The 24,206-nt window shown below is 64.2% G+C and carries 26 protein-coding genes; 9 read left to right on the top strand and 17 right to left on the bottom strand.

The genetic code is table 11. The features are described 5' to 3' along the window. Positions 1-91: 91 nt before the first annotated feature. From UNPA324_RS04805 to UNPA324_RS04790, 4 genes are all read right to left on the bottom strand, one after another. The gene (locus tag UNPA324_RS04805) at positions 92-1,129 is read right to left on the bottom strand and encodes an aspartate-semialdehyde dehydrogenase (RefSeq protein ID WP_128919469.1); all 1,038 of its coding nucleotides are present in this window, start codon (positions 1,127-1,129) and stop codon (positions 92-94) included. Positions 1,130-1,377: 248 nt separating this feature from the next. Further along, positions 1,378-1,977 carry a PepSY domain-containing protein gene (locus UNPA324_RS04800; protein ID WP_128919470.1) on the bottom strand — a complete coding sequence of 200 codons (600 nt, stop codon included), beginning with the start codon at positions 1,975-1,977 and terminating at the stop codon, positions 1,378-1,380. 251 nt (positions 1,978-2,228) lie between these two features. Further along, entirely contained in the window at positions 2,229-2,972 is a 744-nt protein-coding gene (locus tag UNPA324_RS04795) for a TetR/AcrR family transcriptional regulator (RefSeq protein WP_128919471.1), read from the bottom strand. Positions 2,973-3,107: 135 nt separating this feature from the next. Then, on the bottom strand, positions 3,108-4,292 hold the full coding sequence (locus tag UNPA324_RS04790; protein WP_246667115.1) for a patatin-like phospholipase family protein: 1,185 nt from the start codon (positions 4,290-4,292) through the stop codon (positions 3,108-3,110). A 215-nt stretch (positions 4,293-4,507) separates the two neighbouring features. Here UNPA324_RS04790 and tgt point away from each other — a divergent pair, with 215 nt between their 5' ends. After that, entirely contained in the window at positions 4,508-5,653 is a 1,146-nt protein-coding gene (tgt, locus tag UNPA324_RS04785; RefSeq protein WP_141933758.1) for a tRNA guanosine(34) transglycosylase Tgt, read from the top strand. Between the two features lie 14 nt (positions 5,654-5,667). On the opposite strand, the gene UNPA324_RS04780 is transcribed toward tgt, so the two are convergent. Beyond that, positions 5,668-5,886, bottom strand: a complete 219-nt coding sequence (locus tag UNPA324_RS04780) for a hypothetical protein (RefSeq protein ID WP_141933756.1) — start codon at positions 5,884-5,886, stop codon at positions 5,668-5,670. A gap of 223 nt (positions 5,887-6,109) precedes the next feature. Between UNPA324_RS04780 and cysK the strand changes: the two genes are divergently transcribed. Further along, on the top strand, positions 6,110-7,087 hold the full coding sequence (cysK, locus tag UNPA324_RS04775) for a cysteine synthase A (RefSeq protein ID WP_141933754.1): 978 nt from the start codon (positions 6,110-6,112) through the stop codon (positions 7,085-7,087). A 3-nt stretch (positions 7,088-7,090) separates the two neighbouring features. Next, complete coding sequence (locus tag UNPA324_RS04770; RefSeq protein WP_128919476.1) at positions 7,091-7,333, top strand: BrnA antitoxin family protein; 243 nt, start codon at positions 7,091-7,093, stop codon at positions 7,331-7,333. 273 nt (positions 7,334-7,606) lie between these two features. Here the strand turns inward: UNPA324_RS04770 and UNPA324_RS04765 are convergent, their stop codons facing one another. Continuing rightward, entirely contained in the window at positions 7,607-9,037 is a 1,431-nt protein-coding gene (locus UNPA324_RS04765; protein WP_128919477.1) for a caspase family protein, read from the bottom strand. 167 nt (positions 9,038-9,204) lie between these two features. Then, positions 9,205-10,113 (bottom strand): DMT family transporter, encoded by a 909-nt coding sequence (locus tag UNPA324_RS04760; protein ID WP_128919478.1) that lies wholly within the window; start codon positions 10,111-10,113, stop codon positions 9,205-9,207. Positions 10,114-10,262: 149 nt separating this feature from the next. Here UNPA324_RS04760 and UNPA324_RS04755 point away from each other — a divergent pair, with 149 nt between their 5' ends. After that, entirely contained in the window at positions 10,263-10,661 is a 399-nt protein-coding gene (locus UNPA324_RS04755) for a RidA family protein (protein ID WP_128919479.1), read from the top strand. A gap of 52 nt (positions 10,662-10,713) precedes the next feature. Here UNPA324_RS04755 and UNPA324_RS04750 read toward each other — a convergent pair whose 3' ends face one another. From UNPA324_RS04750 to UNPA324_RS04740, 3 genes are all read right to left on the bottom strand, one after another. Next, complete coding sequence (locus tag UNPA324_RS04750; RefSeq protein WP_164936256.1) at positions 10,714-11,259, bottom strand: hypothetical protein; 546 nt, start codon at positions 11,257-11,259, stop codon at positions 10,714-10,716. Further along, entirely contained in the window at positions 11,204-11,554 is a 351-nt protein-coding gene (locus tag UNPA324_RS04745; protein ID WP_128919481.1) for a hypothetical protein, read from the bottom strand. Before UNPA324_RS04745 ends, UNPA324_RS04750 begins: the two co-directional genes overlap by 56 nt. A 187-nt stretch (positions 11,555-11,741) precedes the next feature. Further along, positions 11,742-12,329, bottom strand: a complete 588-nt coding sequence (locus UNPA324_RS04740) for a formyltransferase family protein (RefSeq protein WP_128919482.1) — start codon at positions 12,327-12,329, stop codon at positions 11,742-11,744. Positions 12,330-12,871: 542 nt separating this feature from the next. Between UNPA324_RS04740 and UNPA324_RS04735 the strand changes: the two genes are divergently transcribed. Beyond that, positions 12,872-13,090: a hypothetical protein gene (locus UNPA324_RS04735; protein WP_128919483.1), complete on the top strand. Its 219-nt coding sequence runs from the start codon at positions 12,872-12,874 to the stop codon at positions 13,088-13,090. A gap of 72 nt (positions 13,091-13,162) precedes the next feature. Here the strand turns inward: UNPA324_RS04735 and UNPA324_RS04730 are convergent, their stop codons facing one another. Continuing rightward, the gene (locus UNPA324_RS04730; RefSeq protein WP_027575377.1) at positions 13,163-13,465 is read right to left on the bottom strand and encodes a hypothetical protein; all 303 of its coding nucleotides are present in this window, start codon (positions 13,463-13,465) and stop codon (positions 13,163-13,165) included. 147 nt (positions 13,466-13,612) lie between these two features. After that, positions 13,613-13,840 (bottom strand): hypothetical protein, encoded by a 228-nt coding sequence (locus tag UNPA324_RS04725; protein WP_128919484.1) that lies wholly within the window; start codon positions 13,838-13,840, stop codon positions 13,613-13,615. 263 nt (positions 13,841-14,103) lie between these two features. Between UNPA324_RS04725 and UNPA324_RS04720 the strand changes: the two genes are divergently transcribed. After that, positions 14,104-15,189 (top strand): AI-2E family transporter, encoded by a 1,086-nt coding sequence (locus UNPA324_RS04720; RefSeq protein ID WP_128919485.1) that lies wholly within the window; start codon positions 14,104-14,106, stop codon positions 15,187-15,189. Positions 15,190-15,333: 144 nt separating this feature from the next. After that, on the top strand, positions 15,334-15,726 hold the full coding sequence (locus UNPA324_RS04715) for an NUDIX hydrolase (protein ID WP_128919486.1): 393 nt from the start codon (positions 15,334-15,336) through the stop codon (positions 15,724-15,726). A gap of 1 nt (position 15,727) precedes the next feature. Here the strand turns inward: UNPA324_RS04715 and UNPA324_RS04710 are convergent, their stop codons facing one another. The 3 genes from UNPA324_RS04710 to UNPA324_RS35010 all read right to left on the bottom strand — a co-directional run bounded on the left by UNPA324_RS04710 (position 15,728) and on the right by UNPA324_RS35010 (position 17,328). After that, positions 15,728-15,973 carry a hypothetical protein gene (locus UNPA324_RS04710; RefSeq protein ID WP_502705448.1) on the bottom strand — a complete coding sequence of 82 codons (246 nt, stop codon included), beginning with the start codon at positions 15,971-15,973 and terminating at the stop codon, positions 15,728-15,730. Positions 15,974-16,178: 205 nt separating this feature from the next. Further along, positions 16,179-16,418 carry a hypothetical protein gene (locus UNPA324_RS04705; RefSeq protein ID WP_246667114.1) on the bottom strand — a complete coding sequence of 80 codons (240 nt, stop codon included), beginning with the start codon at positions 16,416-16,418 and terminating at the stop codon, positions 16,179-16,181. A 646-nt stretch (positions 16,419-17,064) separates the two neighbouring features. Then, positions 17,065-17,328, bottom strand: coding sequence for a hypothetical protein (locus UNPA324_RS35010; protein ID WP_181769703.1), 264 nt, complete (start codon positions 17,326-17,328; stop codon positions 17,065-17,067). Here UNPA324_RS35010 and UNPA324_RS04700 point away from each other — a divergent pair. Next, positions 17,225-20,329, top strand: a complete 3,105-nt coding sequence (locus UNPA324_RS04700) for a DEAD/DEAH box helicase (RefSeq protein WP_181769644.1) — start codon at positions 17,225-17,227, stop codon at positions 20,327-20,329. The two genes, UNPA324_RS35010 and UNPA324_RS04700, sit on opposite strands and share 104 nt — an antisense overlap. A 1,378-nt stretch (positions 20,330-21,707) precedes the next feature. Beyond that, positions 21,708-22,379, top strand: coding sequence for a hypothetical protein (locus UNPA324_RS04690; protein WP_181769295.1), 672 nt, complete (start codon positions 21,708-21,710; stop codon positions 22,377-22,379). 64 nt (positions 22,380-22,443) lie between these two features. On the opposite strand, the gene UNPA324_RS04685 is transcribed toward UNPA324_RS04690, so the two are convergent. Together UNPA324_RS04685 and UNPA324_RS35005 are read right to left on the bottom strand one after the other, a co-directional pair. Continuing rightward, a complete protein-coding gene (locus UNPA324_RS04685; protein WP_128919492.1) occupies positions 22,444-22,686 on the bottom strand; it encodes a hypothetical protein in 243 nt (80 codons plus the stop codon). 221 nt (positions 22,687-22,907) lie between these two features. Then, positions 22,908-23,078, bottom strand: coding sequence for a hypothetical protein (locus UNPA324_RS35005; RefSeq protein WP_164936258.1), 171 nt, complete (start codon positions 23,076-23,078; stop codon positions 22,908-22,910). Positions 23,079-24,206 lie beyond the last annotated feature (1,128 nt).

Raw genomic sequence — 24,206 nt, 5'->3', positions numbered from 1 at the left:
TCGCACCTCGGCCGCGCATCCTTCGAGGCTCCCGGCGCGATGCTTAACGCATCGCGCCACTCGCGCCTCAGGATGACGGGTCGAGACTGCGTTACGCCATCACCCGCTGCGGCAGGAGCTCGGCGATTTGTACCGCGTTCAGCGCTGCGCCCTTGAGCAGCTGATCGGCCGCCACGAACATCGAGATCGAATGCCCGCTGGCGTCGCTGAGATCCTTGCGGATGCGGCCGACCAGGACGTCGTCCTGACCCGAGGCGTCGATCGGCATCGGGAAGTAGTTCTTGGCGCGGTCGTCGACCACCTTCACGCCGGGCGCCTGCGCCATGATGGCGCGGACCTGATCCTCGCTGATCGGCTTCTCGCATTCGAAGGTGATGGCCTCGCAATGGGCGCGCAGCACCGGCACGCGGACGCAGGTGACGCCGATCGCGATCTTGTCGTCCTCGAAGATCTTGCGGGTCTCCTTGATGACCTTGGTCTCTTCGTCGTTGTAGCCGGTCTCGGGGTCGACGGCCGTGTTGTGGTTGAAGAGGTTGAAGGCGTAGGGGTGCGGCATCACCTTCGGCGTATAGACCTGCCCGTTGAGATTGGCGCGGGTGGATTCGACCAGCTCCTCCATCGCGGCGGCACCGGCGCCGCTAGCGGCCTGGTAGGTCGAGATGATGACGCGCTTGATGCGGTTCTTCTGATGGATCGGCCACAGCGGCACCAGCGCCGTGATCGCCGCGCAGTTCGGATTGGCAATGATGCCCTTGTGGTCGCGGATGCGGTTTGCGTTGATCTCGGGGATCACCAGCGGCACGTTCGGGTCCATGCGGAAGGCGGAGGAATTGTCGACCACGACCGCACCGGCCTTGACCGCGATCGGCGCATACTTCCTGGAGATGCTGCCGCCGGCGGAGAACAGGGCGATATCGACACCTTCGAAGGACCGCTCGGTCAGCTCCTCGATCACGACCGGCTGGCCGCGGAACGACACCGTCTTGCCGGCCGAGCGGGCGCTGGCGAGCGCCTTGAGCTTGCCGACGCGAAAGCCACGCTTGTCCATGGTGGCGATGAATTCGGCGCCCACCGCACCGGTGACGCCGACAATCGCGACGACGGGATCGTTACTCACTTTGTCCTCCATTGAGATTTGCGAATAAGACAACAAAAAAGCCCCGGACCATCGAGGGCGGGGCTTGCCGTAGAGTTGATGCGTTTAAGTCGACGACCTACGCGCGCACGCCTCCCCGGGCCCCTGGGGCCGTGGTGGTTTTGGTCGTGCGTTTGGTGGTCGTGAACATGGCGGCGACTTATGCGGGAGAGTCTTGCGCCCGTCAATGGCTTTTCGCCCCGGTTAGTGCCGGGGGCGAACCTGCCGCTATTTCGCAGCCGCTATTTCCTGGCGCCCGGGGGCTGCAGGATGACCTCCTTGAGGTCATCGCCGCTGATCACGACGATCGCAAAATTGAGTCGGCCGCGTTCGCGCACTAATCCGCCGCTGATCGCCTTGCCCGAGGCCGCACGTTCGGCGACGCGGACGGCGTCGGCGAGACGGTGCCTGATCGCACCGAGGGCAGCGAGATTGTCGCGGTCCTCGTGATCGAGCTCGGCGAGGGGCAGGGCGGCCTCCCCACCGACGAGCTCGCCGGTCGCAGCATTGATGGTGTGGCGCCAGATCCGGTCGTTGTGCAGGGTCTTCACCCGATACACCGGCACGCGGGCGGCTCCGTCGAAACTCACGTCCGCCGTGGTGGCCCCGGCGTGGCGGGCTTCGGCGATCGCCATGGCCTGGCTGATCGAGATCGACGAGCTGCGGAAGCGCTCGATCTCGCGGCTGACGGCCTGGCGGTCAGCTTCGGCATCGTTATCTGTATCGCTGTGAAGGGCCGTGGGCGTGCCCGTGGTCACGATCGCCCGGGCAGGCGCGGCGAGGAGGAGAGCGGATAGGCTGATCGCCAGTAGCGGCAAGATCCAGTGGTTGGTCGTCTTCATGCTCGAAACCTCTGACCGGCGAGTAGGGCCTGATCATCCGAAAGAAGACGCGGCCGACCTTGGGCGTCGGTCGGCCGCGGAGCGACGTGACGGGCTGTACCCGTCGCGGCGATCGAAGCGGTACGGACCTCTTTGGGGCTGGTGAAAAAGCGGTCCGCATCGCCTTATAACGAAACCATACCGTATCGTTTTATTTCGGTCAACGCGCCGGCGGTGTCCGTGTGGGGATAGATCGGGCGTTCACGGAATTGTCAGCGGGAGGGACGGCGGCGTTGCGTGCCCTTGGCATCCTGGACGCGGCCGGCGGGCCCCAGCGCGCCGGCCAGGAACAGCTTGATCGCCGCGCGCATGCGCTTTTCGGCGGCTTTCATCTCGAGGGCCGTTCCGAAGGTCGCCATGCGGTGGGTGTGACCGACGACCACGTCGAGAAACACCTCGGCTGCAATGGTGGTGTCCTCGACGTCGAGCGCGCCCTGCGCCACCAGATGGTCGAAGAAGCGCGCGGTGGTGGCAACCGCCTTGAGCCAGCCTTCCTCCTTGCCGAGCTTGGCGACGTCGGGGAAATTGATCGCCTGCGACGTCATCATGCGGCTGAAGGCGACGGCGTCGGGGCCGCAGGTGAATGTCAGCATCTCGCGTCCGATCTCGATCAGCCGCTGCTCGACCGAGATGTCCGCAAGGCTGCTAAGCTGCGTTTCCGCGGCGGCGGACAGTGGCGCAAGCCAGCGCGCGATCTCGCGCCTCAGCACGGCGGCAAACAGGCCGCGCTTGTCGCCGTAGCGGGAATAGACGGTGGGCTTGCTCACCCGGGCCGCTTCCGCGACCGCGTCAAGCGAGGTCGCATCGAAGCCGCGGTCCAGGAACAGGCGGGTGGCGACCTCGATCAGCCGCTGGTCGCGCTCGATGGCGGCGGTCTTCGTCGGCCGGCCACCGCGGGATTTCGGCACCTCGCGCCGCGGCGCTGCCGCTCTCGTCTTGGTCGCAGTCAATCCCATGCCCACTGATTCCTGCGCGTTTCGGACAGTCGTCATTCGCTCTATATCGCGCAGGAGCCGAGGCGTCATCGCGAATCTGGCCGAATTGGCCGTATCGTCAACGGTTTCGGCACAGCCTCGTTCCGCCACCGGTTCTCACGGCACCGTCGAGCTCCAGGCCTGACCGGAAACGGCCTTGTCATATCCGTATTGATAGAGCGCCCGCATATAGGCGGTGTCGAACCCTTCCGATGGCGGCGCCGGATATTCGCGCGCGATGTAGGAGAGATGAAAGCCGAGACGGTTGCGCCTTGCGAAATCATAGGTCGAGAAGATGATCGAGCGCGTCTGTGACTGGGTGATCGCCGACAGGCTGCGCGAGGCGACGTCGATGGTGCCGTTGGAGACGAGCTCGAAATTGCGTTCGATCTTTTTGTTGACGAGGATGTAGATGTCCATCTTCGCGCTGCCCGGCAGTCGGCTGCCCTGGAATAGCAGGGCTTCCGGCAGCGTCAGCACCGGCGCGGTCACGCCGCCGTCGACATGCATCTCCTGAAATTTGCGGCCCTGGCCCTCGGCGTCGATCATGATTGGCGGAAACACCAGGGGAATGCTGGCGGAGGCCGCCATCACGTCGCGAAACAGCTTGAGCGCCTCGGGCGTGCCGACGGCGGCGATCTTGCCCATGTCCCAGATCGCGGTGCGCTGGGTGTCGAGGTCGGTCGTCACGATCAGCAGCTTTCGCCCCTTGGCGTTTTCGCGCGCGACCTGCGCCAGGATATCCGGCCCGACATAGCGGGCCACCAGCTCGCGCAGCCGCGTGTTGCCGAACAGGCCGGATCCGAACAGCACGCGCATGATGCTGGGATCGTTCAACAGGCTTTCCGCGATGCCGCTGGTGTAGACCTCCTTCAGCGTGTCGTCGTATTGCGAGCCGAGAAACGCGAACGGCGCGATCAGGCCGCCGGTACTGACGCCCGAGACGACGGAGAAAGTGGGTCGGGTTCTCGCCGCGGTCCAGCCGTTGAGCACGCCGACGCCGTAGGCGCCATCGGCGCCGCCGCCGGAGAGCGCCAGATAGGTCTTCGCCGCGGTGCTGGTGTCCTTCTCGAAGCTGAATTTCGTGATGGGTTCGTCGGCGTAGCGCCTGAGGCCATCGATCTCGAGCACGCGCGATGTGCTGGCTTCAGTGGCCGTGTAGGGCGTGCGGGGCAGGGAGGTGCAGGCGGCGAGCGCCAGGCTGCACGTCAGGACCAGGAATCCGGTCAGGCGGCCGCCTGTCTGCCTGATCCGCTCATGGGAGCGGTCGGAGAGGTCAGTCGAACACGAAGGAAGGGGCATTGTCGGTGGCTGGCGATCACACATTTGGCGCCGCCGGCAAGTCTCGCCGCGGCACCTCGTCCAGCCCCGTAGTAAAACTATACGGTATCGTTTTGTTTAACAAGGCCGGCGGCGGGAATAATCACGTCCATTGTGTCCCAGTCTGAGGCACCGACCGGCCGCTGCGTGGTTTGGCTGGGTTGATCGGCCTCCTCCGACACGCAATAAGCACCGCCATGAATCCCGACAATGATCTTCCCAATCACTTTGAGTTGCTCGCAACCGATGGCGCCGCGCGCACTGGACGCCTGACCACGCCTCACGGCGTGGTGCGGACGCCGGCCTTCATGCCGGTCGGCACCGCCGGTGCCATGAAGGGCATGCACTGGCGCGAGGTGCGCGATGCCGGCGCCGACATCGTGCTCGGCAACACCTATCACCTGATGCTGCGTCCGAGCGCCGAGCGGATCGCGGCGCTCGGCGGCTTGCAGAAGTTCACCGGCTGGAACGGGCCGATGCTGACGGATTCCGGCGGCTTCCAGGTGATGTCGCTGGCGGACCTGCGCAAGATCAGCGAGCACGCCGTCACCTTCCGCTCGCATATCGACGGTGCCAAGGTCGAGCTGTCTCCGGAGCGCTCGATCGAGGTGCAGCGCCTGCTCGGCTCGGACATCGCCATGCAGATGGACGAGTGCGTGCGGCTGCCGGCCGAACACTCCGACATCGAGCGCGCGATGCAATTGTCGCTGCGCTGGGCCGAGCGCTCAAAGCGCGCCTTCGAGAGCGCTCCCGCCGGCTACATGCTGTTCGGCATCGTGCAGGGCGGCGATGTGCCCGAGCTTCGTCATGCAAGCGCTGGAAGTCTGGTCGAGATCGGCTTCCATGGCTATGCAATCGGGGGGCTTGCCGTCGGCGAGCCGCAGGCGGTGATGCTGGCGATGATCGACGAGACCGCGCCGGTGCTGCCGAAGGAGCGCCCGCGCTACCTGATGGGCGTCGGCACGCCCGATGACATCCTCGAAGCGGTGAAGCGCGGCATCGACATGTTCGATTGCGTGATGCCGACGCGCAATGGCCGGCACGGCGTCGCCTTCACGCGCTTCGGCCAGGTGAATTTACGCAATGCGCGCCACGCCGACGATCCGCGTCCGCTGGACGAGGAGAGCTCGTGGCCGTCGGCGCGCAACTACGCGCGTGCCTATCTGCACCATCTCGTCAAGGCGGGCGAGACGTTAGGGGCGATGCTGTTGTCCGAAATCAATATCGCCTACTACCAGTTCCTGATGCAGGGCATCAGGGACGCGATTGCACACGGAACGTTTGAGGAGTTCTATCAGCGTACGCGCGAGGACTGGGCGAGGGGCGACATCGCCCCGCGCTAGGCCACGACAGAACGTCAGTTGCACACGAAGCGTTGCTTCACGGCATGTTTGGTCACGAAGCCATAGCCGCAATTATCGCAGGTCCAGAGATAGCTGATCATGTGGTCCGAGACGTAGGCGGATGCTTCGGCGGCGACCATGGAATCGGCGCAGACGGGACAGGTAGGCAATTCGCTGCAACGCGGATCGCGGTTCAGCGCGACGGTCGACATCACTTCAGCAACTGCTGACATCGTGGTGACCTCCCTGCTTTGAGACCTAAGTCTAACATAAGCAGAATCAGTTGACGAGGTCGCAACACAAATGCGTTGGTTTTCTGCTAATTAAAGCTCACGCGATTTTGCGATGCAGCGTATTTAACATGTGCCGCATTGTCGCTTGCGTGTCGTCGCGGGCTATCCGTAACTGCGCATGAGCTGCGTAAGAAGCGCATATTGTCGCCACAGGGAGTTCATCATGGACGCATCGTCCAACACGGGTGCAGCGCACCAACCCGGCCGCGGCCGGATCTATGACTCGATCGTCGAGGCCTTCGGCAATACACCGATCGTGCGCTTGCGCCGGCTGCCCGGCATGCACGGCGTGAATGCGACCATTTTGGCAAAACTTGAATATTTCAACCCTGCCGCGAGCGTGAAGGACCGCATCGGCGCGGCCATGATCATCGCGATGGAGAAGGCGGGCATCGTCAAGCCCGACACCGTGCTGATCGAGCCGACCTCCGGCAACACCGGCATTGCGCTCGCTTTCGTGGCGGCTTCGCGCGGCTATCGCCTCAAGCTGGTGATGCCGGAATCGATGTCGATCGAGCGGCGCAAGATGCTGGCCTTTCTCGGCGCCGAACTGGTGCTGACGCCGGCGGCGCAAGGCATGAAGGGCGCGATCGCCGCTGCCGAGGAGCTGTTGAAGACGACGCCGAACTCGGTGATGCCGCAGCAGTTCAAGAACCTCGCCAATCCCGAGGTGCACCGCCGCACCACCGCCGAGGAGATCTGGAACGACACCGGCGGCAATATCGATTTCTTCGTGGCCGGCGTCGGCACCGGCGGCACGATCACCGGCGTCGGTCAGGTGCTCAAGCCGCGCAAGGCCTCCCTTCGCGTGGTCGCGGTTGAGCCGGAGGAGAGCCCGGTGCTGTCGGGAGGACAACATACCCCGCACAAGATCCAGGGCATCGGCGCCGGATTCGTCCCCGACATCCTCGACCGCGCGGTGATCGACGAGATCGTGAAGATCAACTCGACGACCGCAATCGAGACCGCGCGCGCGCTGGCGCGGCATGAAGGCATTCCGGGCGGCATCTCCTCGGGTGCGGCGATCGCGGCTGCGCTGCAGATTGGCAAGCGGCCTGACGCTGCGGGAAAAACCATTCTGGCGATCGTGCCGTCCTTCTCCGAACGGTATCTTTCGACGCCTTTGTTTGAAGGAATCTAGGACATGGCAGATCAACCACCGAGGCGGCCGCGCACGCTTGGCGATGCCAGGACCGAAGCGGAGGCAGCGTTCAAGAAGGTGACAGCCAAGGTCGCCGCGGCGCCGCCCAAGCAAACTGCCGTTCCCGGCATCAAGGAGCAGGTCACACTGCGCATCGATCAGGACGTGCTGGAGTTCTTCCAGCAGAGCGGCCCCGGCTGGCAGGATCGCATCAACGAGGCGCTGCGAAAGGCCGCGGGGAAGTAACGGACCTCATTGCGGGTCGGGACCAGAATCCTTCCGTCCGTGTCCCGGACAAGCCGCAACGCACACGCGTTGCGGCGCAGAGCCGGGACCCAGAAGCCACGAGCTCCTCTGCGATATGGGCCCCCGGCAGTGCAGCGCTGAAGGAGCGCTGCACTGCGTCCGGGGCACGAGGAGAGACTAGGCACTGCTCCCACACCGTCATGCTGCGACACCGTCGTACCAACAAAAAAGCCCGGCGCGAGCCGGGCCTTTCTATTTCAATCTCGCTTCGGCTCAGCGGCGGAACATGCCGCCCATCATGCCGCCGACGACGCCGCCCACGAAGGCCGCACCTGCCGCATCGCCGGGGCTGCTGCGTTGAGGAGCCGGCGCCGGCTGGCTGCTCTGAGCCGGGGCACTGGCCGCGCGCCGGGCCGCCTTCTGGCTGTTGTCGCTCGCGGTCGCCGGGGCAGCCACGATCTCCGAGAGCAGGGCCTTGTGCTGCAGCTTGTTGAGGTAGCCCGATGAGGGATAGCCGCGCGCTGTCTGCCAGCGCTTGAGCACGGACCGCGTCTCGTCGTTGAATGCGCCGGTCTGCTTGGTGTCGAAGCCGAGCGCCGTGAGGCGACGTTGCACGTCGCGGCGTTTGTTCTTGTCGAGGCCGATCTGGTCTTCGGTGAGCTGGGTGGCCTCATCGGTGAAGGTTGCGGGATCGATGCCGGCGTTGAGCGTGCGGGTCGCGGTCGAGGGGCCGCTCTTGATCGCCGCGAGGCGTGCCAGCGCCAGCGCCTTGAACTGACCGTTTGGATAGGCGGAGAGATAAGCGTTGAGCTCTTCCGGCTTGTTGGACTCCTTCACCGAGCGCCAGTATTCGAGCTCGACGCCGTCCGAGCTCCCGGTCGCCGCCGGCACCATGCCCGCAGCGGTCGGGGCTGCATTGGCGACCTGGGCAGCCGGGGCCTGATTGAGATAGACGGAGCCGGTCAGGTTGGTGTGGCCCCAGGGCAGCTGGCCCTTGCGGGTCTCTTCGTTGACCTGGGCGCGCACCGACGTCATCGCCTGCTGGATCTCGACGCCGGGCTTGGTGATGTTGTCGATCAGCGCACGCGTGAACGGGCTGTTGTTGCCCTCCTGACCATCGAGCGCGGTCTGGCCGGGGCCGGTGGCGAATGCGATGAGGGTACCTTCGCCGGATTTCATCTCGGCGAGACCGCTCTGCACGTTGACGCTGCGGGTCGCGGAGTTCGACTTGATCTTGGCGGCGAACGGATTGTCGCGGCAGGCATCGAGGAAGACGAGCTTGACCTTGGCATCGCCCATAGTCTGCTCGAGCGTCAGGTCGATGTTGATGGCAGCCCCTAACTTGACGTCCATTTCTGATTTGATGTCGGCATCGACGGGCAGCAGGTAGTTGGTGCCACTCACGGCGATGCCGTGGCCGGCATAATAGAACAATGCGATGTCGGAGCCCTGCGCCTTGCGTCCGAAGTCGAGCAGCTTCTCCGTCATCTGGTCGCGGCTGAGATTGGACCCTTCGATCACCTCGAAGCCGACATTGCGCAGCGTCGCCGCCATCGCCTTGGCGTCGATCGGCGGGTTCGGCAATTGCGCGACGTTCTTGTAGGAACCGTTGCCGACGACGAAGGCGACGCGGCGGTCAGCCTTAGCGGCACTGACCGACAGCGCCATGCACATCAGCGAGGCGAGGAGGGTGAGATAGCGCATTCTGAAATCCCCAGAATCGAATTGCAGGCAGCAACAAATTGGCAACGAACCTACACGAAGTGCCCGACTTCGTGCCATCAAAACGGCGGTCCGCTGCGTTCAACCCGCTGCTGTGTGGCCGAATGTGCACGGTGGAGCGCCGCTCCAACGTGATCTAAATCACACGGCTACTTCGTTTTGTCGCGCGAGGCGGCGCGAGGTTCACGGTGTCCCGGCGGGATCGCTGGCCCCGGCTTCAAATTCAGGAGATTGCCGCACAGGATCAACGCCGCGCCGAGCACGGTCCAGCCGTCGAGCCGCTCCGAATAGAGCAGCCAGCCGGCTGTCGCGGTCAGTGGAACCCGTAGGAAGTCCATGGGAACCACGATGGTCGCATCCGCGTACCGGAGCGCACTGGCGAGGCAATAGTGCGAGAAAGTGCCGCAGACCCCAATGACAAACAACCATCCCCATAAACGAGGCGACGGCCAGATCCACACCGCGAGCGTCGGCAGCAAGCCCACGACGGCCTGCACCACGATCATCCAGAACAGGATGGACAAGGCGCTTTCGGTCCGCGTCAGCGACTTCGCCAAAATCATGGAAATGCTGAAGCCGATTGCAGCCCCGAGCGCGATCAATTGCCCTGGATTGATCTCGCTGGTGGCGGGCCGCACGATCATGACGACGCCGACGATGCCGAGCGCGACGGCGGCGATCTTCCAGAGCGTCATGCGTTCAGACAGGAACGTCGCGGCCAGCACGGCGGTCCAGATCGGCATGGTGAATTCAATCGCGACGACCTGTCCAATTCCGATCAGTGTCAGTGCGTAGAACCAGCCGAGCTGGGCAAAGTAGTGAACCCCATTGCGTGCGAGGTGCTGGGGCAGGCGCTTGGTCGCGACCGCCTTGAAGCCACCGGCGCGGTAGATGATCGGGAGAAGGAACGTGAACCCGATCACCGAGCGTACTTCCATGATTTGGAAGACGTTCAGCTCGCGCGTGGCCTCGCGCCCGGCAACCGCCATGACCAGCATCAGCGACAGCCAGCCGGCCATCCACAGTGCAGCCATCGTTTTGGACGGTGTCGTGCTCATTGGTGGCGATGGCTGGAGGTGGAATGTGGAAGGACGGTCGGTATCGGCGACATCGCCGCCGTTTGCAACGTCCAAATCTGCGGATGCAGCGATGCAGCGGGTCGTGCTAGGCATCATCGAACAATGACAAAATCGGGAGAGCTTCGCTCATGCGCATCTTGCAGCCGGCCGAATGGAAGAAACCGCGTGGCTTTTCCCATGGCGTCGCGTTCGAGGGGCCGGGTCGCTGGGTGGTCCTGGCTGGCCAGACCGGCGGCGACGAGGCCGGCAATTATGCGCCCGACATGGCGGCGCAGGTCGAGGTGGCGCTGAAGCGCATCATCAAGCTCCTGAGCGAAGCCGGCGCAGGTCCCGAGCACATCGTCCGCCTGACCTGGTACCTGACCAGCCGCAGCGAATATGAAGCAGCCGGTGTAGGCATTGGTGCGGCCTGGAAGGAAACGCTCGGACGCAATTTCCCGCCTTCGACGCTGCTCTATATCGGCGGCCTCGTGGACGACCGTGCCAAGGTCGAGATCGAGGTCACGGCGTTCGTGCCGGACGCATAAAAAAATCGATCCGGCGCGGGCGCCGGATCGATTGTCATGTGGCTCTATCGGCTTATCGCGACATCGAGATGTTGGCGCCGCGGAACTGGCTGTCGGCGCGCATGGTGACGGTCTGCTTGTTGCCGCTCGTCCGCAGCGCGATGTTGGCGTTGAAGCTGGCGGCGGAGGCCACCACCTCGAAGTTTCCGCCGCTGCCGCGGCCCTGGAGCGAGCCGGAGATATTGCGGCTGGCCTCGGACCAGCTGCCGGTGATGGCATTACCCGCCGACTGAACGCTCGCGGAGAGGATGAATTTGTAGGCGTCGCTGGCGCAAGTCAGCGTCATTTCCATCGTGGGGCCGATGGGGGCGTATTTGGCCCGACAACGGATGCGTTCCGTCGATCCGTCCTCGAGGCTGACGGTGCCGCCGCCGCTCCAGCTGCCCGCCATCGGGGCGAACGGGCCGGACTGGGCCTTGCTTTCGGAGGTGACGATTCCCGCCGCAAACAAAACGGCGGCCGCGATCAGCAGCCGCCGGCTCCGGGCGCAAGCCTCAATTGGTTTATTGGCGCGATGCTTCCCATCGCCCGCTGCACGGTATGCCTGCAGATGCTCCATTCCACTTCCCCGATCCGGCGTTGCCGTTGAGTTGACCGTTGGCATATGCACCATTGATCGAAACTTTCACAAGTCCCCCGCTACCGATGGTGCCGGAAACGTTAGCGCCGGGGGCGGTAATCCTGCCGTCGGCAACCGTCAGCATGGAGCTCGCGGTCGGCTCGCAGGAGCCGCTCTTGGTCACGATCGTGACCTGCCAGTTGCCGTCATAGGGCGTCTGGGCAAAGGCGGAAGCGGCGAGGGTGCCGGTGAAAACTGAAGCGGCACAGAACACCGCAATGCGAGCAAAACGCATAAATTCCGTCCTTCAATGTGTCTGATATGCTGTCGCTTATCTGGACCAAATGTGACGGAAATTTGTTGCAATGCCAAATCGAAAATTGTTCCTGTGGAAACAATGGTTTATTTGTGTTTCCGAGGGCAATTTTCGAAGCAGAATCAATGCTGCTTCAAGTTAAGAGTAAACGCCGGGAGAGGCCCCTTCAGGACAGGCTTGGCGCGGAGGTCGCGAACTGCTCGTCCTGAGTCTTGGCGGGCAGCGCCTTGTGGACCTTGGCGTAGTCGATCACATCGGCGAGCAGCTTGAGGCCGAGGGGTGCCAGCGCGCGCTCCCAGAGTTCCCGCGCCGTCTCGCCCCTCTTGACGAAGCACCAGTCCTGGGCGGCGATGGCGCCGGCGTCCATGCGATCGGCGAGGTGGTAGATCGTGCCGCCGGCGATCGGATCGCCTTCCTTGATGGTCCATTCCACGGCGGCCTTGCCGCGATGGCGCGGCAGCAGCGAGGGGTGATAGCCGATCCCGCCGAACTTGGCGGCGGCGAGCGCGTCCTTGCCGATGCGGGCGTGGCTGTGCGCCGTGATGATCAGATCGGTATCGGGGCCAATCTCGGAGGCGACGACCAGCTTCGGGTTAGCCTGCACCACGACCTCGATGCCGGCCGCCTTGGCGGTCGCGGCGAGGCGATCCTCGGCATCGGCGACCACGACCCGGACGATCGAGACGCCGTGCTCCCGGAGCATGTTCAGGGTGGTCACGCCGAAATGGCGGGAGCCGACGAGGGTAATGCGCATGGGTATCCGATCCGGTCTCGCAACTGCGTCATCCCCCGATAACACGTCCGGACGCCCTGTCACCACCCGCGCAGCGTTTGCGCGGGTTATCAACAATGCACCGAGGCGCGGGCTGCGATGGAGGTCATGATGCGCAGCCTGCCGTTCCGGTGCTTCCATGGCGGGCGCAGATTGCCGCGCACTTAACCCGCGTCACCGATGAGCATTGCCGCGCGGCCACGGTGGGGCGGCAAGCGGACGATAAGTCGGTTCCTGTGTTTCGTTTTTAACAGAGGGAGGCTGAGCGGGCTGATAAGAGTGCGTGGACCGGGGCTGGCGACATTTCAACCCGCATCCGTTTTTAAAACCCGGTTTGGGCCGCTGGCGCAATCGTCAGCGGCCTTTTCAATGCCGCGTACCACGAAATCACCTGACGGTAACGCGATCTCAACCAGCCGGGCGTATCGACGAATCCGTCGCGGATTTGTATTGCGTACCGCGACACCGAAAATGTCCCGCCGGCGTGGGTGCGCCGCGCGGGCCTTTTCGCCGGGACAAATTTCATGCCGCGCGCCATTGAGCAGATCGTCGACAGCTATGTGCGGCTGAAGAACCGCCGTGGGCTCGACGAGCTGATGATGCACCGGCAGCGGCTCGCGGTCGAGCTGAAGGGCAGGTCCGGATATGATTTCAGCCTGCCGATCGGCCAGATCGACGAGGAGATCGCGATCATCGAGGCCGGCCTTAGCCGGCTCAAGGCAAAGAATTCCACGACGATCTAGCGGGGCCTGCGAGGTAAGCTCTCGCGAGGATTCGGCGACGACGCATCGTCGCCGGGTCGACACGCTTGTCGCTCAATCGCGCCGGCCGCCGTCGATCACGGTGAACAGCGGCCGCGCCGGGGTCGGCTCGACCAGTAATTCCTCGACCAGCGCGGTTGCCGCGTCGACATATTTGCGTGTCGGCTTGTCGAGAGGGCGCTTGGCCTCGTCGTCGAGCGCGACCTTTGCGGCCTCGACCAGCTTGCGCATGCGCGCCGCGTGGTCGTCGCCCGCCGTCAGCGTCGCGCGTGCCAGCGACCGCAGCACGAACAGCTCGCCCTCGAGGCGGAGCAGGCGGTCGTTGAGCCTGGTAAGGACGGCGTTGAGGTCGGCCATGATTGCTGGTTCGGCGCGAAGGATCCGTTCTGATCTAGCGGCGATCGGTGAACGGAGTCCAAACGGCGCCGCTGCAATTCGGCCGATCCTCCGGTCGGTCTCGGACGGCCGTGCGGTGCAATCAGAGATGCGCGCGTGGTGGATGGCCTACCATTCGACGTCCGCCCAGCGCCTCCCGAACACGGGTGGCCGTGTTTTCACGGCTTGCCAGCCGAAGAAATGATGCTTGCCGGACCAGGCGTGCACCACGCCGCTACAGATGCTGCACTTGAAGCTGCCGACGTGGGCTTCGCTATGTTCCTCCCTGGTCGCGGTGTAGTTCATCCCGCAACCCCCACAGGTGAATTCTTCGATCGTCCAGATGCTGTTGGCCATTGCACGGAATGCTTTTTGTTGACCCCGCTTGCACGGTAGTCACGGTCGTTTGCAGCGGCGTAAACCGGCGCGGGGAAATCCGGTTAATAGGCGTTAGCCAAGGCGGGAGGGCGTGCTATCGTCTTTCGAATGCGGAATGGCCCGATGTATTCCTCATCGCGGGGCCGGCCAGTTCCCAGTCGTCTTGACGCCGGATGCGTTGCTGGCAATAAGGGCTGGGCCTCGCAAGCACCGGAAGTTGCGTTCATGCCGCAAGGAAAGCAGTGCCCGTGAAAAGTCTCCGTCAGCTTCTGACGGGAGAGGACGTCATCCAGCTCGTGATCCGGCTCGGCCTGCTCGCCCTGTTGATCATCTGGACCTTCCTGATCATCCGCCCGTTCGTGCCTATCCTGGCCTGGAGCGGCGTGCTCGCGGTTGCGTTCTATCCGGCCTTCAGCTGGGTCGCCAAGGTCCTCGGTGGCCGGCCCAAGACCGCAGCGGCGATCCTGACCATGATCACGCTCGGCATCGTCATCGGCCCGGCGACCTGGCTCGGCATCAGCGCGGTCGACGGCGTGCGCGAGCTGGCGCGCCAGCTCGGCACCGGCGATCTGGCGCTTCAGAGCGCCCCCGAGCAGCTCAAGTCGTGGCCGCTCGTCGGCCCCTGGCTCTACGACCTCTGGGACCAGGCCTACACCAACGTCCGCGCGGTGGTGCGCGAGGTGGCGCCGTATCTCCAGCCGCTGGCGGGCCCGCTGCTTTCGCTTGCCGGCGATGCCGGCGTCGGCACGCTCCAGTTCCTGGTCTCGGTGTTCGTGGCCGGCTTCCTGTTTCCGCATGGGCCGCGGCTGGTCGCGGCCGGCCGCGGCTTCCTGTTCCGCATCGTGCCGGAGCAGAGCGAGCATTTCTTGTCGCTCGCGGGCGCGACCATCCGCGCCGTGGCGCAGGGCGTGATCGGCGTGGCGATCGTGCAGGCGCTGCTCGCCGGCATCGGCTTCAAGCTCGCCGCCGTGCCGAGCGCCGGCCTTCTCGCCTTCATCGTGCTGCTGCTCTCGATCGTGCAGATCGGCGCGTTCCTCGTGCTGCTGCCGGTGATCATCTGGATCTGGACAGCCAAGGACGTCACCACGGCGCTGCTGCTCACCGTGTTTCTCGTCCTCGTCGGCTTCCTCGACACCATGTTGAAGCCGCTCGTCATGGGGCGTGGCCTGACCACGCCGACCATCGTGATCTTCGTCGGCGTGATCGGCGGCACGCTCGCCCACGGCATCGTCGGCCTGTTCATCGGGCCGATCATCCTGTCGGTGGCCTGGGAGATGATGATGGCCTGGATCAGAACGGAAGACCGGGCAGGGGCGGGCAAGAACTGATCTCGCCGCGAGCGGCGCGATCTGCCCGCGGTGCCGCGCCAGGACGCCCGACGCCTTGCGGCCTGTGATCAAGGCATGCCGCGAACTTGTCTGTTCGACTAGACAAGTTACGATTGGGACGATTCTGTTTCAACGACGGCAGCGATGGCGAAATCTTCCAAGCTGGTCGCCGCGAGGCGCGGCAAGGTATTGTTGGTACGACGCCGGTCGGACGGCCTGTGGATGTTTCCGGGCGGCCGCAAGCGTGCGCGCGAGTCCGCGAAGGATTGCCTGCGGCGGGAGATCAGGGAGGAGCTTCCCAAGCTGAAGCTCGGCAGGATCAGTCTCTGGAAAGAAGTGAAAGCGAGGAACAAGCGCTCCGGCCGCAAGATGAGCGACGCGATCTTCATTGCCAAGACGGCCAAAGGCAGGCTGGCGATTGGCGACAAGAAGGAGATCGACCGCGCCGCCTGGCAGAAGCCGCGCGGTATCCGTCTGACAGCGACCTCGCGCTACATCCGCGACCGCCTGTTTCCGAGGAAGCAGAAGCGGAGGTGAGCTAGTCCTCGCGTCCCGCCGATCGCGTCCGTCCGGCGAACGATCTCGACTGAGCCGCGCGCGGCTCTGGAGCGGCCAGTCCGGCCGCACCGACCTCCCGCATCTCCTTGCGGGCTTTGCGCGCATTGCGCATCGCGCGCTTGATGAAGGGATGCTGGGAATCCTCGGCGAAGAACAGCACCACTTCGCAACTCGGACACTGCCTGGAATAGCCGTCCTGCAACCGCCCGGCGCGATCGCGAAACACGTTCTTGCACCGCGTGCACTGAATCTGGACCGAACCCATGCGCGGACGACAATGATTTTGAGAAATGGATCTTCAGCTGATCCCAAATGTCTGAAGAAAGCTTGAATGCGCTCGCGGTTGGATGTCGTAGAACGCGTGCGGCGAGGTGCCGTCGGCCGGCCGCGGCGGGCGTCGGAAAGATCCGGTTCGAACGGCCCGCCGGCCGTTATTGCCGGGCTGCCATCGTGTCCAGACAGCGGTTGAGAAAAGCGGTGCGATCCCTGGGCAGCACCTTCTCGAGATCCGCCTTCAGCGCGCATTCGCGTTGGCGCAATTGCTCGGCCCGGCGCTTCTCGGCTGCCTCGCGATATTCGGGAGCAACCTTGCTCGGATCGACCAGCGCCTGCGAGCGGGCGGGTGCCATCGCAAGCAGTGCGATGGCGGCGATGAAAAGGAATGGTTTCAAATGAGCCTCCGTAAAAGCGGCATCCTAGCGCGCCGCGCCTACGCGCTCAAATGGGGACGTGGTATCCCGCTCCGGCGTGATTGAACGGGTGGACCATGGCGGCCGCCCCCGGCGAAGCTTTCGGCCGGCGGCTTTGGAACGACTTGGCGTGGCGGGCGTCGAATCCTTGCTCTCGGCCCAGCCCCAAGCCCCCCAAAGCCCCGGGCCGCGAGAAAACCTTCCCCACAAAGGTTGGCGACCTCAGGGCCCCCGCGCTGAGGTCGTTTGTTTGCCGCAAGATGTGTGAACCAGTTCACAAGCGCGCGCTGAAATCGCTGCTATGAAGACGTCATTGCTTGACCAGTTCATTTTGCTCGAAACACCCCAGCGTGGCTCCAAGCGCTGGGGTTTTTTCGTTTCTCTCCCTGCGCAGAATGTTTACAATCGCGCCAAGCGTCGCATCGACAGACGCAGATCCCGCGCCGCGCCAGTTCCGTTCCGAGAGGTCGATCAACCAGCCCTGTGTCGGGATCGTTGCGCCGTGCTGAACGTTGCCACGAGGCGTGCGTTCACGGGGCAAATCTCATATGCATGGCGCGACGTCGCCGAATCGCAAAATGACTGCGGCTGGCGTTCAGTTGACGACGGTTTACGACCAGAAACGGATTCAAGTGAGGCTTACCAAGAAGGCGCGGGTGGCCAAGAGGTCGCCGAAGAAGACGTTGCCGAGCAGGACGTCGACAAGCAAGGCGTTGCCGAACAGGACGTCGCCAAGGACGAGCAAAGCGGTGCAGCGGGCCACGATCTCGTCGTCGTCGCCGCTCGGGGTGCTGGCTCTGCATCTGCTTGCCCAATGGAAGCGGTCCGGCCGCAGCGGCATCGTTTTTCTCGCCGAGAACGAGAACAGGGCGGAGCGACTGGGCAGCGTCATTCACGCGCTCGACCCTGCCTGCGAGGTCTTGGTGTTTCCGCGCTTGAACACCTTGCCGTTCGATCAGCTCGAGCCGTCGCACGAGCTCGCGGGGCGCAGAGCCTCCGTACTGAGGCGCCTCGCGAAATCCAAGAAGCCGCTCTTTCTCGTCTCGACGGCGGAAGCCGTGATGGAGCGCCTGCCGCCGCCGGCGAGCCTGTCGCGCCTGAGCGTGAGCTTGAAGGTGGGCGGCGCGTTCTCCGAGCGCGAGCTCGAGGCGCGCCTCGAAGCCCTCGGATACGATCTCGACGACGAGCCCGATTATCCGGGCGGGGCGCTGTTCCACGGCCAGACCTTCGAGATATTCCCCGCGGGCGCGCTGGGGCCGTTCCGGATCGAGCATTCGGATCGCGCGATCAAGCGGATCGTGGCGTTCGATCCGAACGAGCACAGGATCATCTTCGAGACCAGGGAGCTTCTCGTCGATCCCATGTCGGAGCGGCTTGGCCTTGCCGGCAAACGCGGCAAGCGCGCCAGCCTGTTCGACTATTGCGGGCGTGCCAAATGGATCGCCGACGCAGGAGTCCCGGTGCATGCCGACGTCTGGCTCGATACGATCGAGGAGGCCGCGCCGCGCGCGGAGCGTGAACGCGAATATCTCGGACGGCGCGATTGGAAGCAGCTCTCCAGGGGCATGAAGGTGCTGCCGCGCGCGGCGTCCTTCCAGACCATCCCGGAGTTCTCCAAGCTGACATCCGCCAGGAAGGCGCTGCGTGCTTTCATCGAGGAGACGCGGCGGGCAAGTTCGCGTCTGATCCTCGCCGCTGCGCAGGAGGACGATCTGCGCGTGATGGAGCGCATGAGCGGCCTCAAGGCGCCGCGCTGCGAAGACTGGGACGAGGCGACGAGCGGGCGGAACGGCGAGGCGGCGCTGTTGGCCGATCTCGATGCGGGCTTCGTCGTGCCGGGCAAGAAGCCTCTCGTCGTCGTGACGGCCTCCGACGTGCTCGGCAGCCGGGCGCATCATCCGCAGCCGATGGCGCGCGCCTGGAGCACGGCCTTCGACCATGCCGATGTGCCCGAGCAGGGCACCGTGGTCATCCATCTCCAGCGTGGCCTCGGCGTGCTCGATGGCCTGCAGACCGTGAACACCGGCGGCGGCGGCTTGCGCGAGATGATCCGCCTGAAGTTCGCCGGCGACAATGCGGTTCTGGTGCCGCCGTCCGATCTCGCTTTGATGTGGCCTTACGCGGCCGAGCTCGGCAAGCTCTCGCTCGACAAGGCGGACGGCAGCACGTGGTGGGCCCGCCGCACGGAAGCGGAGCGCGAAATCCAGGCCGCCGGCAAGGCGCTCGCCAAACACATCAGCCAGCGCCGCCGGCGGCGCGGCGAAAAGCTGGTTCCGCCGGGATCGGCCTACGAGAAGTTCGTCGCGCGTTTCCCTTACTTCACGACGATCGACCAGGCCAAGGCGATCCACGACGTGCTGGACGATCTCGCATCCGGTCATCCCATGGACCGGGTGATCTGCGGCGACGTCGGCTTTGGCAAGACCGAGGTGGCGCTGCGGGCGGCGGCGGCCGTCGTGCTGTCGGGCAAGCAGGTGGCGGTCGCGGTGCCGACGACGGTGCTGGCCCGCCAGCACGTCGCGACGTTCCAAAAGCGCTTTGCGCCGTTCGGCATCGAGGTCGGCAACCTGTCGCGGGCGACCTCGGGCGCGCAGCTGCGCGAAACGAGAGAGGGACTGCGCAGCGGCCGGATCAAGGTCGTGATCGGCACGCAGGCGCTCACGGGCAAGGACGTCAAGTTCGATGATCTCGGCCTCGTCATCATCGACGAAGAGCAGCATTTTGGCGCGGCCGAGAAGGCGAAGCTGTCCGGCCTTGGCAAGAACGTCCATGTGCTGATGATGAGCGCGACGCCGATCCCGCGCACGCTCGCTGCGGGCCTTGCCGGCTTCCGCGACCTCAGCGTGATCGCCTCGCCCCCGGTACATCGGCTGCCGGTCGCGACCCGGATCGCGCCGCTGTCGGATGCCGCCATCGCCTCAGCGCTGCTGCGCGAGCAACGCCGCCACGGCCAGAGTTTCCTGATCTGCCCGCGCATCCAGGATCTCGATCCGATGCTGGCGCGGGTGCAGGCGGTGGCGGGCGACTTACGCATCGTCTGCCTGCACGGCAGATTGGCGGCGGACGAGATCGACGACCGCATGATGAGCTTCGTCGAGGGCAGGGCCGACGTGCTGCTCGCGACCAACATCGTCGAGAGCGGCCTCGACATTCCCCGTGCCAACACCATCGTGGTCTGCTGGCCGGAGAAGTTCGGCCTCGCCCAGCTCCATCAGCTGCGCGGGCGCGTCGGCCGTAGCGGCATCCGCGCCTTCGCCCATCTCTTGACCGAATCCGAGTCCGGACAATCCGAGAAGCGGCTGGCCGTGCTCGAGGAGTTCAGCCGGCCCGGCGCGGGTTTTGCCATCAGCGAGCGCGACCTGGATCTGCGAGGCGCCGGCGACCTGTTTTCCGAGCAGCAATCCGGCCACGTCCAGGTGTTTGGTCCCGTGCTCTACAGCCACCTTCTGAAAATGGCTTCGGAGAAGCTCGACGAGGGGCAGGCGGTGTGGGTGCCGGACCTGAACCTGCCGCTTGGTGAGATGCTGCCCGAGAGTTACGTGCAGTCCGAGCCGGTGCGGCTCGAGCTCTATGCCCGCGCCGCACGGTGCACCGACGAGGACGACCTCGAAGACCTCGAGGAGGAAACCGCCCGCCGCTTCGGACCCTTGCCGAAGGTCGCGCGCGACTTCTTCGCCGCAGGAAGGCTCAGGCTCGAATGCAAGCGACGAGGCATCGTCCGCCTCGACGTCGGCCCTGAAGCTGCGGCCGCGACGTTCCTGCCCGGACGCCTGCGCAAGTCGCGCGGGAAGTCACTGCAACGCTACGGCGACCGCGTGGTCTATCACGCCAAGATGCAGGGCGCGCCGTTCGAGCGGGTGGAGGAGCTGTTCGAGCTGCTGGACGAAGGCTAGGGGCTCGCGCCTTCGTGAGCACAGAACCTTCGGTTGGCAGACCTGCAACTCTCGCAGCGGCCGGGCTTCTTCAATCGCGAATTCATAGCAGGAACCCTGCCTGATCATTATAGTTAATGAAGCTTGGCGATGGAGATTGTCCGATGTCCCGTGCCATCCCTCCGATCATTGTCGCGATTATCGCAAGCGCATTTCTGTTGGTTCTGGCGCAAGCAGGCGGTGCAATTGCCGGGTCCGGGGGAGCGGGCATGGGGACGGGACCGGGTAGCGCAGGTGGGTCGGCACCTTCCGGAATGGGGACGAGTGCAGGCAATGCGGGTCCCTCAGCGCCTCCAGGGATGGGGATTAAAGACGCCGCCCCCAGTGGAAATCTGGGCACCGACAACGAACCGATCAATCCGAACGTTCAGTCAGCCACGCCCGCGAGGTCGCGGGCGGCAGCTCAGGCCGCGAAAAATGCCGGGGTCGGCCACGCTCCAAATGGTCTGCCGATCGGCGCAATTGGAAGCGGCACGAGCAATGAGGATCAAATGGCCACTGGCCCTTCCCGAAACAGCTTCCGGCCGGCAACACAGGCTCAAGGAAACACCAATGTTGGTTCAGCAGGTCTGCCAGGGAGAGGCGCGAGTCCTTCAGACCAGATCAGACTGCCGCGAGCCGCACGAGCTGGGGACAAGGTGCTGGACGCCAAAGCGCAGGTTGAGCGACGAACGACTGTGTCGCGCAGACGCGTTCCGAGCCCGATACGGCCAGGTTTGTAGCCTGCGAGCGAAAGGGCGAAGAGATAGGATCGGCGTAATGCGTCATCGCCCTCGACCACAGCCCCGATGCGGCGCTGCTCGAACGGTGGAGAAGCTGTTCGAGCTGCTGAACGAGGGCAGGGAACTTCAAAATTGCGAAAACAACCCCATGCACAGTAGCTAAGTGGCGCTGGCACAAGGCTTTTTGAATCCGGCGGGAAGGGTGCGTTTGCCCCATCCGGGCAAAACAGGGGTATTCGCAGGCTTTGGCGAATCCGTCCTTCGGAATATTGAGCCAGCAACGGCTGCCCTAGGGTGGGCAAAGGCGCGAAGCGCCGTGCCCACGATCTTTCCGATCCGGCCACAGATGCGTGAGCACGCTTCCGCCTTCGCTCTTCGAGCTACGGCGGACAAGTCGCTTTGCCCAGCCTACGGCAGTGTCAGCGTAAAGCCTCTGCTCTTCGCTTGGCCCCCGTACTCGAACGGAGGCGCCGGGCCCGTCGGCCGGCCGGGCCGCTAACGTGGAATTAATCCGAAATGCTCACAATTTTAGGCAGTTGTGTAAGGGTGCTGCGTACAAAGGACTCGTCGTGAGGACGTTCCAGGGGCGGCTTCCTGTTGCTCGCTCATTGGGGTCCATGCACGTGACCACGACATTCGAAACGGCAAGCTTTGCCGAAGAGCTCGACGCTGCAGCGCTTGCAGCCGCCGCAGCAACGCACGAACCCGAAACTCCCGAAGCTTTGGAGCCGGTCAAGCGGTCCAGCCGGAAATCGATCCTGGCCCTTTCGGTGTGTGCTTTGGCCATCAACGGTGCGGCGGCCATCTATACGTCGCCGGCCGATTTTTCGTCGCTGAACCTCGGCAGCCTGGCGGAACTGCTTCCGCGCCAGGAAGCGCCCGTGCCAAAACCGGATCCGGTCGTCGCTGCCCTGAAGGACATTCAGGCGGCCCAGCAGCAACACACCGCGTTGCTGCAGCAGAACAATCAGGCTGCGGATCAGAACTCGGTTCTGCTGCAGCAGGATTCAATGCTGCTGCTGTCGCTGCGACAGAGCATCACGGACGAACGGGTCGATGTGAAGAAGATCTCGTCGCAGCTGTCCACGCTGATCGCGAAGGTCGACTCGCTGCAAAGCACGATGATGATGTCGGACGTGACGTCCTCCATTCGAAAAGCGCATGCGCGCTTTGGACTCTCCGCCGCGTTGCGCAAGCGGATGGTTCGGGAGACCAAACCTCTGGGGCCGGTCTCCGTTGGCGGCGCTCCGCTGAGCGTGCCGGCTGCAACGCCGGCGCCGGAAAGCTGAGGCGACGTCAAGCTGATCGGCGACGACGACGCCCGCGCTGGTCCGGCGGGCCGGATTGGCGCCGTCACTTCAAGGCGTGATCGATCTTGTGCCCCAAATGCCCGGTGTCGTGATCGCGACGCAACTGGCTCAATGACGTCTCGTTCAGCTGGGCCAGGACCTCGCTGAGCTGCGTCGCATCGGGATACCCGGCTGCAAAACTCTTGCCGTAGATCTTGCGCAACGTGCCGACCAGCGTGTTGCCGTGCTTCTTGCTGATCGCGCCGTCCTTGTCGCGATGGCGGCCATCCAGGCCCGATTCCTTCATGTGTCTCTCCCGTGCGGCGTCTTAAGCGCCTGGAAGGGAGCCTGCGCCCAAACCGGTGGACTGGCAATGGTATGGCGCGCCGGTCGACGGTCGGCCAGTGTCACGGGAAGAGCGCGCAATTATCTCGGAGCTTGTGAAGCTGCGAAGCAAAACAGCGCTGGCTGAACAATGCCTCGTCGAACGTCGGCAGAGGCGGATAGCAGCAGGCGGGGGGCTCGGAACTAGGCGGCCTGCTCCTCGAACGAGGTATAGACCCGGCCGCTGGGATCCACGACCTGAACGTCCCAGCAGCCGTCCTTGACCAGCTCCTTGGCCTTCTTGAGGGCGGCGGCGAGCGAAGGCCGCTTGAGACTGACGACGCCCGCCGTGTCGAAACCGTTGATTTCAAACATGCCGCTCCTCCGATTTTGCTGAATCCTACACCTTTCCGGCCGGTTGTCTTCCGGCTTTTTGAGGCGTGGCTGCCTGGAGCCGCCGCAGATGCGACGCAATGGCAGGGTGCGGTCGTCGAGAGCACCGTCCCGCGCAGTGCGCTAGGCTCGGCTATCCCGACCTTAATCGAGCGGGATGGTGTCCACCCGCAGACAGGGACGGCACTGGTAGGCGTGCACTGCGGGAAGCGTGAAGATCGCCGGCAGCGTGGCCAAGAACGTCATCGGCCGTCTGCACTTGGAGCAGATCAGAACGGGCGGACTGTCTTTCGCTGCGCAGATCATCGCCAAAATGCCGGAAGGGATGGGGCACAATAGACGGATGCTGCGGGGAGTTCATCTCGGGGCGACTACTGGACTCCATCGGAAATTGGCGGGGTCTTGCGACAAGGCGGCAGCAATTGCACGACCGTCGTTGTCAGACAGAGGGCAGCGTGACGAATACTCTCGCCGTGGGATTGGTGCAGCCGCACCAGGCTCCTGACCAAAGGTCAATCCGGCGGAGCAAACTTGACTGGGCACACCATCTTCAATCCAGCGCGGCGATCGGCGACGGCTACCGATCAATAGTCGTCGCGGTAATAGCGGTGTCGCCACCGTGGGCGGTACTCCTCCCTGTAGTATCGGCGCGGCTCATAATAAGCGCGGGGTTGGCGCGCGGCTTGATACTCCGGCGGAATGACGCCGTTCGGATAACATCTTCCGTAGATATCGGTATCATACCCGTAGCTGCACGGCCCTTCACGGACCTGAACCAAGTTGGGCGTTTCGGTCTGGGTTACTGCGGTCGTCCCGAGCTGGAGCGCAAGGACTGCAGCAGCTGCTGCGCTGGTCAAGGGCATGTTCAGTTCCTCCCATGGTGTAGGAGCTAAACGCCGCAGAGCCGCGCGCGGTTTCCAGGTAAAGAGAATGGATTTTCGTCCCTGCGGTCGCGGCATTCATCGTCTATTCATCACTGCGCGAACGGGCGGACTGTCTTTCGCTGCACAGATCATCGCCAAAATGCCGGGAAGGGAAGGGCACAACCATAGACGAATGGAGCTTTGTCGGCGTTTATAGCTTGAGGGTTCAATGCGGGCCAGGCGGCCC

The sequence above is a fragment of the Bradyrhizobium sp. UNPA324 genome (assembly GCF_006658635.1).
Classification (GTDB): domain Bacteria; phylum Pseudomonadota; class Alphaproteobacteria; order Rhizobiales; family Xanthobacteraceae; genus Bradyrhizobium; species Bradyrhizobium nanningense.
This window is presented reverse-complemented; position numbering and strand designations above follow the sequence as displayed.